The following is a 14,193-nucleotide window of genomic DNA, read 5'->3' as shown; positions in this document are numbered from 1 at the left end:
TTAACCGTCCCTACTTTACCTAGTTTACTCACAACGCCATTTGATACGCGATCTCTGAGGCGAAAAACTTTAACTTGTTGACCGATTTCCATTGAACTTAACTGTGATTGATATAATTTCTCCATTCCACAGTGTACCGGAATTCTAGGCTCGGATTAACTTTCTCGTCCCGATCGTTTCGCTGAAATTGGCTGCTATTAATCTCACCTTAGCGCAAATCCCCGAGTGCTGGCGATTACCGACCGTAGGATGCCAACGCCAACGATCGTCTGTGGCAGGCGATCGAAATATGTCAGACTGGTAACATATTTCATCTGTCGATCTCATCATGACTACCAGACGTAATTTCTTGTATTTAGTCGGCGTCGGTGCAGCGGGCACTTGGTTGGGGGGTGTCGATAATGCTAGTTGGGCAGCTCCCGTCGCTACAACTGCCGCTACCAATTCATTTACACTACCGCCCTTAACTTACGACTACAAGGCGCTAGAACCCCATATTGACGCCACCACGATGAAGTTTCATCATGACAAGCATCATGCCGCTTATGTCAAAAATCTCAATGCCGCAGTCAATAAATATCCCGAACTCAAAACAAAAACGATCGAGCAACTGCTGACTAGTCTGAACACCTTGCCCAAAGATATTCAAACCACCGTCAGAAACAATGGTGGCGGTCATTACAACCACACAATGTACTGGCGAATTATGGCACCAAAAGCTGGCGGCGCGCCGACAGGTAAGATCGCAGCGGCAATCGAGCAGCAGTTTGGCAGTTTCGATACCTTTAAGTCTCAATTTAATGCGGCGGGTACCAAGTTATTTGGGAGTGGTTGGGTATGGTTGGTGAATGACAAAAGTAAGCTCAAAATTATTACTACCCCCAATCAAGACAGTCCGATCTCTAGAGGTCATTACCCCATAATGGGTAATGACGTGTGGGAACATGCCTATTACCTCAACTATCAAAACCGCCGCCCCGACTATTTAGCCGCTTGGTGGAATGTGATTAATTGGCAACAGGTAAATCGTCGCTTCGAGCGATCGCTCAAAGCTTAACACAGTGGCTAATCTCTTACTATCGATCGCCTTATTTACTAACTCCCGATGAATAGCAACGACCTCGCCCACTACATCGAAGCGACAGATGGCATCGGTAAATCCTGGCTACTAGTACAGTTACGCTTGCAAAAGCTAGCAGAAGCCAAAGCCGATTTGTCGATCGAGGAATACAATCGGCAAATAGAAGACATTCACCAAGATCTAATGAATCTCGGTGAATGGTGGATCGGCATTGAAGATGATGTATTTTAGACAGTAGGTCGTGATTTTCAGGCTGTTACCGAGCAGGGTCAAGACATTGCCTCTACTCGGTTTAATAGACCTCCTGCGACCGTAAAAACAAAATCGTTTCTATTGCTTTCCTCCATAATTTCTCCTAAAGCCTAAAGCCTAACCCCTAACTAATTCACTGTTTGATTGAGTGATTTGTAGTCTTGTTCTTTTTGCAGCCAATCGCGACCGAGTTTAATCGTCACATCAGAGTACAGACTGCCAGAACTATCGACTTTGACTTCGCCAAATCCTAATAAACTAGCTAAACCCTCAGCAACGATCGGATTACCTTTTTGAGCGATAAATTGAGTAGTGGGGAGATCTTCCTTAATTTTGAGATTATTGTCGAGATGCACGTTTTGATAACCTGCTTTATTCAACCTTTTGATAAGTCGAGCAGTAGCATCGGGGAAATGACTGGTATCTTGAATATTGACCCGCAGATTTTCAGCGTTAGTTTGCTCTAAGGATATTTGACCGTGGTCGAAGTACCGCGCCATCATGTTTTGGATCCCTTTCTGGTCGGCTAACCAGTAGCTCGTACCATGTTTACCGTCGCCATTATAGTCTCCTGGCATCATCAGCATTTGCATTTTGGACTTGCCATTTTGCATCGAAAATCCGCCTAATGCCAGCAATTCTTCGACGGTAAGATTGGTATCGACCTGGTGCTGAATGACTGTAAATAGCTGCGGAATTCGCGTAATCGTCATGGGGTTGAGCGATTGTTCGAGTAATGCTTTAACGACCATTTGCTGGCGTTGCATCCGACCGATATCGCCATTAGCATCGTGGCGGTAGCGGAGCAATCCTAGGAGTTTCATCCCATCGAGATGTTGTTTGCCAGCCTTGAGATTGACATAGAAATGTTGGGAGTCATCTTGATATTTGATATCTTTAGGCACCGTTACCGTTACCCCGCCGAGTTCGTCTACTAGCTTGGCAACTCCCAGATTATTGACGCGAATATAGCGATCGATCTTCACCCCACCCAAAATCTTGCTTACCTCCAGCGCTGCGGCTGCAGGGCCACTTTCTTGGTCTACGGCATTAATCTTTTCGGTACCGCGTCCCGTCCGCTCGATCTTGGTATCGCGAGGAATCCCCATAAAAGTCGTGCGTTTGGTCATCGGATCGAAGCGCAGCAGCATGATCGTATCCGATAAGCCGTCGAGGGAATCTACCTCCGCATCATAGCCAGTTTTTTTGCGCTCTTTGCCATTGCTATTCTTGACATCAGAAATATTAGTTTTAATTCCGAGTAAAAGAATATTGACTGGTTGAGAAACTTCTGGTACTTGTAATAAATTTCGGGAGAAAGCCTCCCGACCGTTTTGCTTGAAAAATGCTTCATCTGCTGCCGAGAGTGTCCGCTGTTGCAGTGGTGCAGATGTCAGTGAAACCGCTAAAAAAGCCCCCGCAGCAGCCGAAAACGCGCCGATACTACCGAGTCCCAACCACAACCATAAGGCTACTCTGCTGCGCTTTTTAGTATGCTGACGGCGCACCATTTGCGGATTGGGGTTATTTGATTTGCGGTGTTGTCGATCTGTTTTTCTAGCTTCCACTTTACTCACGATTTATTAGGGGTGGGTGGGGTTTAATGATTGCGGGTGCAGTTAACGAGCTTGGGGATTTAGGAGTTGCTGCAATACCAGCAGCCGCAGGGTTAAGCTTACACTAAATTGTTTGGCTTGCCAAAATGCGTTCTGTCATTTTAATCGGCTAGGATAATTGCGCTCGGAGCCGATCGTGCGTTCTGCTAGGGCACTAAATCCGGGTAAGTGCAAAGATTTCCTTTGCCACAGTAGCACCATTAGCCACAAACTCGTTGTGAAATAGCCAGATGTAGCTAAAGTATTAAGAAATAATAATCGGAATCCGAGTGTCGATGCTCCTGATAAATCGGCACCGATATTTAGACTCAGGTACGTGCTCAACCAAGCAAACGCTAAGAAAATCGACAGACGACAGACTGCCAGTTGTCGTTTGTCGCGTTGGCGACGATAGATTGCCCAGATTGACGGCAATACTCCAATGACGGGCGTGAGATAGAGAAATGTTTCCAACCGATCTAAGGCGTCGCTATCGATGCTCTGGACTGGCTGTTGAACCGGATCTGGCGTTAATGTCATCGGCGATTATCTTGTCAAGAATAATGGTTTTTTCTCCATATATCTAAAATCCCCATTTTTTGAGTGTTTAGCACTATTTAAGCAAGTTTTTTTCGATCGGTCGATCGAATCGGTACGATCGGGAGCGAGCTATACCTAAACTTAGTTAACTATAAATTGGGATCTCGCGATCGCACATCTATCTTTGTACACATTTTTAGTCGGTCGGAGATTAGATGGGAGATGGGAGGTGGGAGAGGGTAAAGGGTAAAGTGTAATGAGAACCGCAATTGTCCCCTAGTCCCCCAGTCTCCCCGTCCCCCAATCTCCCAGTCCCCTGGGAAGTCTATTTTTTGGCGGGAGCTGTCCACCAGGCTAGGGCGTAGGATTGTTGGGGGAGATTGATGGCGCGGCGGAAATAGACGCGAATTTTGTATTTGCCGGGGTCGCGAACTTTGTGAAAAATATGTTGGACGCTATCGACAGAACTCACTGACGACCACAAACTCCGATCGAGGCGATTTTCATTGGCGGGTAGCAAATATAGTTCGAGTTGATTGAGACCGCGATCGCGAAATGTTTCACCGAGATCGTACTGGCGGTTGTTGTTGGCGTCCTGCAATTCTACCAGTCGATCCCAGGAGAGGGTGATGGCGACCCAACTATTTTCGGCCAAAGGGCGATCGAGTGGATAGTCGCGATATTGCCCGGTCGCCAGCGATCGATAGTCCCAGCCGATCGCTGGAATCGGCAACACGCCAGAATGCTGACCGGAGCTAAATTGTTGATAAGCTCGAAAGGCATTTAATTGACCCGCACCGATCTGGTAGTCGAGTGGGACTTGCCGATCTTGGAAGGCTTCAGATTCCGTCCAATCGCGGTTATTTTTAGCGAGGATCGTCCGCGTCATCCCCAACCGCAAACCATCGCCCGCATCTTGAATTTTCTCAGCCGAATTGAGTAAAACGGCTTTCATCACCTCATGACGGCGCGAGTCGAGACTCAACTGGGGACGGATCTCAACTGGGAGTCGATGTTTAGTCCGCAACTGGCGATCGCCAAACTCTTGTAACAATGCTACCGTCCCCGTAGCATGTGGCGCGGCAAAACTGGTACCGCTGACGGTCGTGACTTTACCAGCTAGATTATAGAGCCGCAGACCGCCGCCTGGAGCAACTAAGCCGATCGAGCGCCGATTGCCGACATTGACTTCGCGATCTGCAATAATTTTGGCAGTACCGATCGGTGTTTCACTCAAGTTGGCAAAATCTAATTTCTGATAAATGCCCTGGCGGGTGGTCGAATAAGCGACATTAACACCGTTGTAATTGTCAGTCGGGATCGAGATGCCACCCTTGCCTTGATTGCCTGCAACCAGATACGTCACATTGTGTACGCGTGCCGACCAATCCAAGCATTGGGTGTAGAGCGCGTTGCCATCTAGCTTGGCATCAGGACGCGGATCGCGGTCTAATGGCTCGCCAAAGCTCAGATTGATCGCCCGCACGTCACCACCATTCTGGGTAGCGATATGCTGGGTAGAGAGGCATTCTTCCGCCTGTCCGGTGTCTTTGGGTACGCCGACGGCACTAGCATACAGTCGCGCATCGGGAGCGACACCGGGGTACTTTTTGTCGCGACTAATCATCACGGATGCCACCATCGTGGCATGTTGTTCGACATTGGTATCAGCTTTGGGCGAACCGTCTTGATAAAAAATTTGTTCGAGTTTAAATTTCAAGCGTTCGCCGGGTTTGTCCCAACCAAACTGTGCCGGACGACCGACTTCAACCTGTCCGATCGCAATTTTTTTGCCAGTCAGGGTATAGGGGGCTTGTTGGAGTCTCAATGCGTCAATACCCGTGCTACCGACAGAGTTGGCGGTTGGTAATGCCCAACTCGGTGCGACCGTACTCGCGATCGCCACCCCGATCGCGATCCGCAGCCAATGTTTATTCAATCACCCACTCCGTACTTAACTTAAATTAGCTATTTACCAGTTAATCATAGGTCGCTCTTTCTACATTTTGTTACAGGATCGCCAGTACCACCCAAAATTATCGCAAACTGTGTGTAGGTCAAATCCCTGTGTTTGGAGGAAATTTTCATGTCTGATACTCAAGTTTACGTTGCTTTGGCGATCGCGCTGATTCCCGGTCTGTTGGCGCTGCGTCTATCCACTGAACTGTACAAATAAATCAGCCCAGAGATCGGTTTGCCGATCTCGTCGGTCGATCGATTGGGATGTAGGTGAGTCTACATCCCAATTTTTGAATGTTAGTCACTGAGAAACCGCATTTACTTATCGATCGAATCAAAATTTTTAAGCTAAATGATGTGACAAGCCGTATAATAATGAAAATTTCAATTGGGTCACACTAATTTCTATGAGCGCACTACCTTCTTTCGAGCCTCCTCAGCAGCGTTCGCGGCGGATATCATCTAAGGTAGTGCGATCGCCACTGAAAACGGCGACTGTAGAGATACCCAAATCCGCTCCTACTGCTCCCCGCAAGCAGCTTAAACCAAATCCTGCCTACGCACATCGCCGTCAGGGATTAGAGGCGGCGACCAAATTAGTTACTTATTCAACTTTATCCGTCTTCGGAGCGATCGCTTTATTCGGCTCGATCGGCTATAACTACTCGCAACGCAATAAATTACAGCATCTCGAAACAGCATTACAAGCTGCGAAGATCCGCACCGAACAAGTCGATAGTAATTTTATTCGGGCATTCGATCCGCAAGCTCAAGTGAGTGTGATGCAGGAAAATAGTTATAAAGTCGCTCCAGATCGGCTCCAAATTTATCTAGTCGCGCCTACTGCCAAGCCAGCCGTCCCCGTCGCACAAAGTAAGCCCGCACGGTCGGCAGATTAGACCGATTTCTAAAACCTACTCCAAGCCTTAGCAAATTCTCGCCCTTTGTCGCGTCCGTGACGATAAACTGCGACCAATCCAGCAGCAGTAGCTTTGGTAAAGTCTACACCGAGTTCCTTGAGCTGAACATCGGGACGAATAATGTCAATGGGGACACCCTGCTCGTGAGTGAAAATCGGCTCGATGTGAAACATATCACGGTACATCGTCCCTGGCTCATTGGCAATCGCGATCGTCCGTTGGCGTAGCCTCTCTGCAAGAGAATCGCCGCCCAGCTCGCTGGAATCACTGATGAAGATGCCGCAGCATAAGCATCAGCAACGATGCCAGCTTCTTCTAATGCTGTCAACACGCCATGAGCGAAAGCCCCTTTAAAACTACCGACCGGAGTAGCGATCGCGAGAGATTTTCGCTGCACTGTCTATTCAATCCCAAAATTTATCATCACCTATTCTACCCAACAGCAACTTCACCATCGCCATCATTTTGCCAGCAGTTCCAAATCTCAGCCGATTGTCTCGTTCTATACCGCGACAGCTTGTAACTACCAAATCCAACAATTATAATCGTCAGGAATCGTCCCGCTCCCGACTGAAGATTACAACTAGCGTTCATTAAATATTCTTATGAAAAAGCAACCCGCTCGTCAACTCGCGATCGCCCTGAGTGTTAGCGTTGGCTTATTATGTTCCCTCAATCTTGCCTTATTTGCACCTACCGCCGATGCCGCCTGTCGCCCCACTGGTCGCAGAGTCGCTGGTCGTGCTGTACTCGCTTGTTCTGGTGCTACCAGATGTCGTTTCACTGGTCGTTATAAAACCGTAAGAGGCGTTCGGTATCGGTTGTTACGCTGCCCTCAGTAGGCTTTAGGTTTTAGGCTTTAGGCTTTAGGGTAAGAGGGGGAAAGGGGAAAGGGGAAAGGTAAAAGGTAAGAGGTAAAAGGTAATTAAGCAGTCCCCTCGTCTCCCAGTCCCCCAGTCCCCTCGTCCCCCAGTCTCCCGATTAGAGCCAAGCTGCGACTTTAGACCAGCCCAGACCCTCCCGAATTACTTCAGGAGGGTCTATTGTCATATCCAAGATTGTCGAGCCTTCCATGCCGGGTTCGGAACTATCATCGATAATAATATCGACTAGCTTTTCGAGTCGATCGAACAATACCGCTTTCTCAACGGGATCGATCGAGTCATCTTCATCCTCAGCTTGTAGGTGTGCAGAGGCAGAAATTACCGGATTGCCCAAGGTTTCGAGCAAGACTTGACAGAGTACATGCTTGGGGACTCTAATCCCGGTAGTTTTGCGCTTGGGATCTTGAACTAACTTGGGAACGAGTTTGGTTGCTGGTAAAATGAATGTATAAGTACCGGGGATGAGATGTTTCATCAATCGATATGCTGGATCGGAGACGATCGCATAGTCAGAGATATTTGATAGAGACTGACACAAAAAAGTCAAGGGTTTATCATTAGACATCCGCTTGATCTGACGGACGCGATCGACTGCCGACTTGGAATTGATGTCGCAGCCGATCGCATATACTGTATCGGTGGGATAAAGCATGACTGCACCATTTTTCAGCGCCGCTACAATTTCATCAATCTTTCTAATCTGTGGTGTCTGAGGATGAATTTCGTAAATAGTCGCCATATAAAATAATTAATAATTAATAGTTAATAGTTAATAATTAAATTATCGACTCAAATCTATTTGGACGGTAGCTGCCGCAACTAATCGTTAAGTCAGTCACCTTATTTTCGATCGACATTTAGGGTTTTAGATCTTCCAACTCCCAACTCCCAACTCCCAACTCCCAACTCCCAACTTCCATCTCCCCATGCTTAAAATCGCCTATTTAGAATGCCAAACTGGAATCGCTGGCGATATGTGTCTGGGTGCATTAGTCGATGCTGGCGTCCCGATTGAATATCTCAACACCCAGCTCGCACGCTTAGGAATTGGGGCTGAATATCACCTGTGGGCAAATAAAGTTCATCACAACGGGCAAATTGCCACCAAAGTACATGTCGATTTGATGGCGATTGCCTCGGCAGTTCCTGCCGCCTCAGCGCATCGCGGACATTCCCATGCTGCCGAACGCGAACATCCTCACGCTCATCCCGAGCCAGCCAGCATCGATACCGCTACTACCGAGAAGCGCGGACATGCTCACAAACATCCGCACGAGCATTCGCACGGACATCACCACCACGAGGGCGAACACACTCACCCGCCAGCTAACAGCACGAAAAATTTTCAGTCACAGCACTACACTCACATCGTTGCCGCCGAGCCGATTGAGGATGACACCGAACATCATCACCACCATTACGACACTCCCCAGCGAAACCTCCCCCAGATCGAAAAGCTGATTGTGGCGGCAAATCTGCCCGCTAGAGCGACGCAGTGGAGTTTGGAGATCTTTCGCCAATTGGCGATCGCGGAGGGTGCCGTCCACGGTATCGACCCCGCTGAAGTGCATTTTCATGAAGTCGGGGCTGTCGATGCGATCGTCGATATCGTCGGGACTTGTTTGGGCTTAGATTATCTCGATATCGCTAAAATCTACTGTTCGCCACTACCTACAGGCGGCGGTACAGTTCGCGCGGCTCACGGGATTTTGCCCGTACCAGTTCCCGCCGTGCTTAAGTTATTTTCGTCCCGCAATGTTCCCGTTTATAGCAACAAGATCGATCGGGAATTAGTCACTCCTACAGGCGCGGCAATTGCTGTCACTCTCGCTACTGAATTTGGCGCACCGCCAGCCATGCAGCTCCAACAAATCGGTTTGGGTGCGGGGACGATCGAGTTACCGATTCCGAATATTTTACGCTTATGGTTGGGCACTGAAATAGCTTCATCTGCGGCAACAACTCCTACAGTTCGCCCTGAATATCTCGAAACGATCGAGGTATTAAGTACTCAAATCGACGATCTCAATCCCCAAGCGATCGGGTACATATTCGATCGATTATTTGCGGCTGGAGCTGTAGATGTATTTACGCAACCAATTGGGATGAAAAAATCGCGATCGGGTATTTTACTCACAGTTATTTGTCCGATAGCTACAGCACATGATTGCGAACAAATTATCTTTAAAGAAACTAGTACACTAGGTATCCGGCGCGATCGTCAGACTCGATCGATATTGCCCAGAGAAATAAAATCTGTTGTGACTAAATATAGAACGGTACGGGTAAAAGTTGCGCGAAATAATTTAGTTGATGATGACTCGATCGTTAATGTCCATCCTGAGTATGAGGACTGTGCGGCGATCGCCCAAGAGCAACAAATAGCATGGCGAGAGGTTCATCAATTAGCACTGATGGCTTGGTACAATTTAGATCGATCTTAGCGTGGAGCAAGTGAATCGAAATCGAGTATTAATATTAAGACAATGTTATTTCGATCGAGCGGTTTGGAAATATATTTAGGCGATTGAGGTAAATAACTGAAGACTCGATCGAGCAGGGGGAAATTCACCGATCGCCCTCGCTCGCACACTGAGTTAATAAGGGTTTTGTTTACGCATGATTTCTAGCATCTGAGCGGTGTTTTCAGATGTTTTAATTGCGGCAGCTAGAGATTCTAAACCGATTCTAATTAAAATCACATAAAAAATCCACCCTAGTGGTGTGACAATAAGTGTACCGATAATTCTCCCGATGTCACCACTAGTAAGCGTACCAAAGATAATCCCCAGGCAGACCAAAGATGTAAAAGCGATCGAGATGATATAGAGGACGCCAATTACTCTAATCGCCACAAAATTGCTGAACGAGAAATCGAATAACGATTCGATAAAAGATTTTTTCTGAGTCATGATAAATACTATGGAAATCGGGGTGTTCTTAACGAGCAGACCGCTATCATATTGCGATTTTTACATCACGGCACAATCTGCATACATAAATTAAGATTGCGTAATCTTTTGCAGCAAAAATGAAATGTTCGGAACTGTTGTGCCTGAAAATCTGCCATTGGATAGATGTAGATTGACGATTGCGGCTAGGTAAAGCCAACCGATCTAAATTTAGTCGAGATGATGCTGACACCTTGCAAATCCCCAATCTCTAGCATCTATAATGGTTAGGAATATAACCTTATAGTGCAGAGTAAGTGACGATCCAGGCAGAGACATTAGAGTTATTGGAGTGGTCGCGATTGTGTCAGCAAGTAGCGACATTTGCAGCCACAAAGTTGGGCACGATCGCGGCGAGAAATTTGGTAATTCCCCAAAGTCCGAGTGTCAGCCTGAAGCTACTTGCCCAAACTAAAGAGGTGTATGACTTAGAAACTCGCTTGATGGGTGGCTTGTCCTTAGATGGGATCGAAGATTTTGGCGATGCCCTCGAACGCGCTGCCGTCCAGGGAATGCTGTCGGGAAAAGAGTTGCACGAGATCGCCACCACCCTCGCGGGAATGCGAAAGTTGCGCCGGACTATTGACAGCGAAGAAAATATCCCCGTACTTCAAGGCTTGGTAGCCGACGTGCGGACGTATCCAGAATTAGAGCAAGACATCTATCACTGTATCGACGATCGCGGCGACGTTACCGATCGAGCTAATGAAAAATTAGCCCAGGTACGTATCCAGCTCAAAGGCTTACGCGATCGTATTTACAAGTCGCTCAATAGTCTGATTCAGCGTCAATCTAATGCCGTTCAACAGCCATTAATCACTCAACGGGGCGATCGCTTTGTCATCCCCGTTAAAGCATCTCACAAAGATGCCATTCCCGGCGTCGTTCACGATACCTCTGGGAGCGGCTCGACTCTGTATGTCGAACCCCAACAAATTATCAATCTCGGCAACCAGCTCCGCCAACTCCAACGCCAGGAGCAGCGGGAGATCGAAGCGGTACTGACGGCTCTGACGGCAAAAGTTACTGAAGTAGTCGAAGATCTCGAACATCTGCTTGTCGTCGCCACCACGATCGATCTTGCCACCGCCAGAGCTAGATATAGTCTGTGGTTGGAAGCCAATCCGCCCAAATTTGTCGATCGAGCCGCAAATGATTACATCACCCTCCGCCAACTCCGCCACCCTTTACTGACGTGGAAACATCGTCACGAAGAAGGATCTCCCGTCGTCCCGATCGATCTCTCGATTCGCCCAGACATCCGCGTAGTAACCATTACAGGCCCCAACACGGGCGGTAAAACCGTTACCCTCAAAACCCTCGCGATCGTCGCTCTGATGGCGAAGGTGGGGCTATTTATCCCCGCCCGCGAGCCAGTTGAGATCCCCTGGTTCGACCTCATTCTCGCCGACATCGGCGACGAACAATCCCTCCAACAAAGTCTCTCCACTTTTTCAGGGCATATTCGGCGGATTAGTCGGATTTTGGATGCGATTGGGGAGTCGGGAGTCGGAAGTTGGGAGTTGGGAGGCGAGGAGACAGAACAAGCTAACAAACAAAAAGTTTTGCCTGATAGTAGTAATGCGAATGTAACAACGACCATTGATGAAGGCTTAACAAACTCATTTAACTCTCCCACCCCCCAACAGTCCCACTCTCCCAACTCCCAACTCCCAACTCCCAACTCCCTAATTCTTCTCGATGAAGTCGGAGCCGGAACCGATCCAGCAGAAGGTAGCGCACTAGCGATCGCACTGTTGCAATATTTAGCCGATCGGGCGATGCTGACGATCGCGAGTACTCACTATGGCGAGTTAAAAGCGCTCAAATATCAAGACAGTCGATTTGAAAATGCGTCGGTTGAATTTGATGATGTCAATCTTGCGCCGACTTATCGCTTATTATGGGGCATCCCCGGTCGATCGAACGCCCTCTCGATCGCGCAAAGATTGGGTTTGAATTCAGCAGTGATCGAGAATGCCAAATCGCAAGTGATTTTGGGAGCGACGCAAGAGGTAAACGAAGTTATTGCGGGACTAGAAGCCCAGCGGCGCACTCAAGAAACCAAAGCCAATGAAGCGGCGACTATCCTCAAACAAGCCGAAGCCTTCTACCTCGAAGTTTCCCAAAAAGCTGCGCAGTTGCAAGCCCGAGAACAGGAACTCAAACTCAACCAAGAACGCGCCGTCCAAGCCGCCATTGTCGAAGCCAAAGGCGAAATCGCCCAGGTCATCCGCCAACTCCAGCAAGGCCCCCAAACCGCCCAGGCAGCCCAGCAAGCCACCGCCGAACTCGATGGCGTGTCCGACCGTCGCTTGCCAGCTAAATCGACGCCCAAGCCGCCTCCAGGATTCAATCCGAAGGTCGGCGATCGCATCCGCATTCCCAAAATCGGGCAAAAAGCCGAAGTCCTCAGCGAAGTAGATGACAACGGCAATCTCAATGTCAAATTCGGCATCATGAAAATGAATGTTGCTCTAGCCGACATCGAATCATTGACAGGCGAAAAAGCGACTCCACCGCCGAAAAAGTCTGGGGCTAAAGTTCCCGGTACTGCTACTCCCACCCCCACACCAGTGGCAATTCGGACATCGACAAATACTGTCGATGTGCGGGGACAAAGAGTAATGAACGCCGAGACTGAAATCGAACGCGCGATCGGGCGTGCCTATCAATCGGGTATCATGTGGGTGATTCACGGTAAAGGTACGGGCAAACTCCGCGAAGGAGTCCACGAATTCCTCTCCCATCATCCGCAAGTCGGTCGTATTGAGTTAGCAGGTGAAAAAGATGGCGGCGGTGGTGTGACGATCGCTTATCTCAAGTAGAATAATGAGCTTAGATTTAAGTAGTCAGTACAAATATTTATAACGTTGTAAAAGTCTGAAACCTAGATGGTGGGCAGTGCCCACCCTACTCAATTACTCAACCAATCGGTAAAACCAACTTTCCATCACATTCCCCCACGCTGCTTGCGAGAATACCGTTTCCGCAGCATGGCGACAGTCAGCGCGATCGATCTCATCCAGCCGACCGATCGCAGTCACTAAGCCCTCTATACTATCTGGTTCGACCAAAAACCCGGTTTTACCATCGGTGATGATTTCCGCAGGCCCCCCGCGCCGATAAGCGATGACTGGAACGCCGCAGGCAAAGCTCTCGATTGCGACATTTCCAAAGGCTTCTACCCAGCGCGGGGTCATTAGTAGCCCCTGACAGGTGCCTAACGCTTGCTGTAGCTCGTGCGTAGGTAAAAAACCGAGATACTCGATCGGGGCGGTAGGATAATCGCGTTGGATCTGCTCCCAGTAAGCCGCATCTTGAATCTTACCCATGATTTTGAGTTTGATGCCAGTACGCTGGGCGGCAGCGACAGCATCTTCGAGTGCCTTTTCGGGAGATATGCGTCCCAACCAAGCTAGTGCTGGTTCTGGATGTTTGCAGTACTCATAGACTGCCGGATCGACACCACTACCGCCCACAACAGTACACAGATCGGCAAACCGAAAAGTTTCCGCCTGGGTACGCGTACAGACGCCAATCGTCCCCGGATAATCGATCGCGACTCGTTCGATTGCCAGATCGATCGCGGCAATTTGCGAACCCATACTGACAAAATGGGCGATCGGTCGATCGAAAAACGGCGTCAGGTAAAATGGCAGCCAATCGAAAGCCGTATTGAAAATAATGTCGTAATCGTGCTGAATGTTTCTGGCTTTTGCCCACATATTTGCCAGGACTGGATCGCTCGGCATGACGATCGCGGCTGCTTGCTCCTGGGTTTGGGCAGTGAGCTGAAGTTCGCCAGGGACTTGGACGATCGATAGATCGCCTAAGTATGAACCCGCAGGTGCGACGATCTCGATCGTGTGTCCGCGTGATTGGAGTTCGCGAGCGAGGTTGGCGATCGTCAGTTCTACGCCACCACCCAAACCAGAACCCAAGGCACCTACCGGGGTAGATAGGATCAGAACTTTTAGTTTGCGGGGGGACGATGGTATATTCACAGCA

Annotated in this window: 16 protein-coding genes; 7 read left to right on the top strand and 9 right to left on the bottom strand. The window is 48.8% G+C overall.

The window, feature by feature from the left end; genetic code table 11:
• A partial coding sequence (locus RMO52_RS12420) for a cytochrome b6f subunit family protein (protein ID WP_310414567.1) occupies nucleotides 1-92 on the bottom strand: 92 nt, incomplete at its 3' end.
• 236 nt (nucleotides 93-328) lie between these two features.
• Here RMO52_RS12420 and RMO52_RS12415 point away from each other — a divergent pair.
• Nucleotides 329-1,057 carry a superoxide dismutase gene (locus tag RMO52_RS12415; protein WP_310414562.1) on the top strand — a complete coding sequence of 243 codons (729 nt, stop codon included), beginning with the start codon at nucleotides 329-331 and terminating at the stop codon, nucleotides 1,055-1,057.
• A gap of 48 nt (nucleotides 1,058-1,105) precedes the next feature.
• Nucleotides 1,106-1,312 carry a hypothetical protein gene (locus tag RMO52_RS12410; protein ID WP_309740228.1) on the top strand — a complete coding sequence of 69 codons (207 nt, stop codon included), beginning with the start codon at nucleotides 1,106-1,108 and terminating at the stop codon, nucleotides 1,310-1,312.
• 149 nt (nucleotides 1,313-1,461) lie between these two features.
• Here RMO52_RS12410 and RMO52_RS12405 read toward each other — a convergent pair whose 3' ends face one another.
• The 3 genes from RMO52_RS12405 to RMO52_RS12395 all read right to left on the bottom strand — a co-directional run bounded on the left by RMO52_RS12405 (nucleotide 1,462) and on the right by RMO52_RS12395 (nucleotide 5,407).
• Nucleotides 1,462-2,910: an LCP family protein gene (locus RMO52_RS12405; protein WP_310414559.1), complete on the bottom strand. Its 1,449-nt coding sequence runs from the start codon at nucleotides 2,908-2,910 to the stop codon at nucleotides 1,462-1,464.
• Between the two features lie 135 nt (nucleotides 2,911-3,045).
• Nucleotides 3,046-3,468 carry a hypothetical protein gene (locus RMO52_RS12400; protein ID WP_310414556.1) on the bottom strand — a complete coding sequence of 141 codons (423 nt, stop codon included), beginning with the start codon at nucleotides 3,466-3,468 and terminating at the stop codon, nucleotides 3,046-3,048.
• A 325-nt stretch (nucleotides 3,469-3,793) separates the two neighbouring features.
• Nucleotides 3,794-5,407 (bottom strand): S8 family serine peptidase, encoded by a 1,614-nt coding sequence (locus RMO52_RS12395; RefSeq protein ID WP_310414553.1) that lies wholly within the window; start codon nucleotides 5,405-5,407, stop codon nucleotides 3,794-3,796.
• Nucleotides 5,408-5,548: 141 nt separating this feature from the next.
• Between RMO52_RS12395 and psaM the strand changes: the two genes are divergently transcribed.
• Nucleotides 5,549-5,644 (top strand): photosystem I reaction center subunit XII, encoded by a 96-nt coding sequence (gene psaM / locus RMO52_RS12390; RefSeq protein ID WP_310414564.1) that lies wholly within the window; start codon nucleotides 5,549-5,551, stop codon nucleotides 5,642-5,644.
• A 190-nt stretch (nucleotides 5,645-5,834) separates the two neighbouring features.
• Nucleotides 5,835-6,326, top strand: coding sequence for a hypothetical protein (locus tag RMO52_RS12385; RefSeq protein ID WP_310414550.1), 492 nt, complete (start codon nucleotides 5,835-5,837; stop codon nucleotides 6,324-6,326).
• A gap of 8 nt (nucleotides 6,327-6,334) precedes the next feature.
• On the opposite strand, the gene RMO52_RS12380 is transcribed toward RMO52_RS12385, so the two are convergent.
• Together RMO52_RS12380 and RMO52_RS12375 are read right to left on the bottom strand one after the other, a co-directional pair.
• Complete coding sequence (locus tag RMO52_RS12380; protein ID WP_310414547.1) at nucleotides 6,335-6,532, bottom strand: hypothetical protein; 198 nt, start codon at nucleotides 6,530-6,532, stop codon at nucleotides 6,335-6,337.
• 247 nt (nucleotides 6,533-6,779) lie between these two features.
• Nucleotides 6,780-6,941, bottom strand: coding sequence for a hypothetical protein (locus tag RMO52_RS12375; RefSeq protein ID WP_309745039.1), 162 nt, complete (start codon nucleotides 6,939-6,941; stop codon nucleotides 6,780-6,782).
• 11 nt (nucleotides 6,942-6,952) lie between these two features.
• On the opposite strand from RMO52_RS12375, the gene RMO52_RS12370 reads away from it, so the two are divergent.
• Nucleotides 6,953-7,189 carry a hypothetical protein gene (locus tag RMO52_RS12370; protein WP_309745041.1) on the top strand — a complete coding sequence of 79 codons (237 nt, stop codon included), beginning with the start codon at nucleotides 6,953-6,955 and terminating at the stop codon, nucleotides 7,187-7,189.
• 139 nt (nucleotides 7,190-7,328) lie between these two features.
• Here RMO52_RS12370 and RMO52_RS12365 read toward each other — a convergent pair whose 3' ends face one another.
• Nucleotides 7,329-7,970: an L-threonylcarbamoyladenylate synthase gene (locus RMO52_RS12365; protein WP_310414543.1), complete on the bottom strand. Its 642-nt coding sequence runs from the start codon at nucleotides 7,968-7,970 to the stop codon at nucleotides 7,329-7,331.
• Nucleotides 7,971-8,157: 187 nt separating this feature from the next.
• Here RMO52_RS12365 and larC point away from each other — a divergent pair, with 187 nt between their 5' ends.
• The gene (gene larC / locus RMO52_RS12360) at nucleotides 8,158-9,675 is read left to right on the top strand and encodes a nickel pincer cofactor biosynthesis protein LarC (RefSeq protein WP_310414540.1); all 1,518 of its coding nucleotides are present in this window, start codon (nucleotides 8,158-8,160) and stop codon (nucleotides 9,673-9,675) included.
• A 153-nt stretch (nucleotides 9,676-9,828) separates the two neighbouring features.
• Here the strand turns inward: larC and RMO52_RS12355 are convergent, their stop codons facing one another.
• Nucleotides 9,829-10,143, bottom strand: a complete 315-nt coding sequence (locus RMO52_RS12355) for a DUF4282 domain-containing protein (protein ID WP_310414537.1) — start codon at nucleotides 10,141-10,143, stop codon at nucleotides 9,829-9,831.
• 296 nt (nucleotides 10,144-10,439) lie between these two features.
• On the opposite strand from RMO52_RS12355, the gene RMO52_RS12350 reads away from it, so the two are divergent.
• The gene (locus tag RMO52_RS12350; RefSeq protein ID WP_310414533.1) at nucleotides 10,440-13,010 is read left to right on the top strand and encodes an endonuclease MutS2; all 2,571 of its coding nucleotides are present in this window, start codon (nucleotides 10,440-10,442) and stop codon (nucleotides 13,008-13,010) included.
• Nucleotides 13,011-13,103: 93 nt separating this feature from the next.
• On the opposite strand, the gene RMO52_RS12345 is transcribed toward RMO52_RS12350, so the two are convergent.
• A complete protein-coding gene (locus RMO52_RS12345; protein ID WP_396134962.1) occupies nucleotides 13,104-14,189 on the bottom strand; it encodes a glycosyltransferase family 4 protein in 1,086 nt (361 codons plus the stop codon).
• Between the last annotated feature and the right edge of the window lie 4 nt (nucleotides 14,190-14,193).

It is taken from the genome of Chamaesiphon sp. OTE_8_metabat_110, assembly GCF_031382685.1.
Lineage (GTDB): Bacteria > Cyanobacteriota > Cyanobacteriia > Cyanobacteriales > Chamaesiphonaceae > Chamaesiphon.
This window is presented reverse-complemented; position numbering and strand designations above follow the sequence as displayed.